Here is a 1019-nt window from a genome sequence, read left to right as displayed (position 1 = left end):
GCCCGGTGGTGGTGGCGTTGCCGATACCGCCTATTCGCTGGCTGCGCCTCGCAACCGCGTGCGCGCCTATGAGCCGCTGGGCCTGCTGTTCGGCTCCACGCGCGTGGCGCCCGATCTGATCAGCCGTCCCTATACGTGGTTCGAGGACGACGAACAGTTCGTCGGCATGACCCTGAGCCCAGGCATCAATGTCGGCCGTGTCGAGGCCCTGCAGAACGGTGAGTCACCGCTGTCCAGCTATGAGGGGGTGCGCACCTGGTTCCGAGGCTTCCCGCAGATGCCGGACGAAGCGATTCCGCTCTACAGCAACGCGGATGTGATCGAAGGCGCTCTGTTGCTGGATACCGGCAGCGACGCCAAGCATGTGGCCAGCCCGTGGGTGGAGCGCACCAGTTCGGCCGAGACGCTGCGCCTGCAGGTGAACGTGGAATTCCGTCTGTGGGACACGACCTCCAAGGGCAAGGACAAGGACAACCGCGAGCAGCTCCAGATCCAGTACCGCCCGGTAGGCACCACCAACTGGCAGTTGTTCGGCAACTACAACCTTGTGGGGCGCACGCAGAAAGCCCGTCGGGTGAGCTACGGTCGCGATGTGGAGCTTGGCCAGTACGACGTGCGTGTGCGCGTGGCTGGACAGAACACCGATGGCAGCGGTGCGCAGGCGAACTTCACCTGGACCACGCTGGTCAGCGTTCAGCGTGACGATGCCAGCCATGCCGGCATTCCCGCGATCGGCCTGCAGATGAAGGCCTCCGGCCAGCTCAACGGCACCCCGGATGAAATCCGCTGCGTGGCCCATTCGCGGCCGATCCCGGTGTGGAAGGGCGATGCGGTTGGCTGGGTGACCGAGGAGACCAGCAACCCGGGCGCGCAGATTCTGGCCTACGTGCGTGGCATCAACGACGAAAATGGCAAGCGCATCGCAGGCCTGGGCATGGCGGATCGACGCATCGACATTGAAAGCCTGAAGGCCTTCATGTTGCATTGCGCAGACAATGCGCTTGGCTATGACTACTGGC

The 1019-nt window shown here is 64.2% G+C and carries 1 protein-coding gene; it reads left to right on the top strand.

Going from position 1 to position 1019, the window contains the following annotated elements:
- Window positions 1-1019 (top strand): TipJ family phage tail tip protein (gene gpJ / locus AC1VAN_RS22850; RefSeq protein ID WP_480986869.1); only part of this gene is annotated, 1019 nt, incomplete at both ends.

It is taken from the genome of Stenotrophomonas sp. 05L44_2, assembly GCF_056665995.1.
Note: the sequence above shows the minus strand (reverse complement) of the source record. Positions and strands in the feature narration are given on the sequence as shown.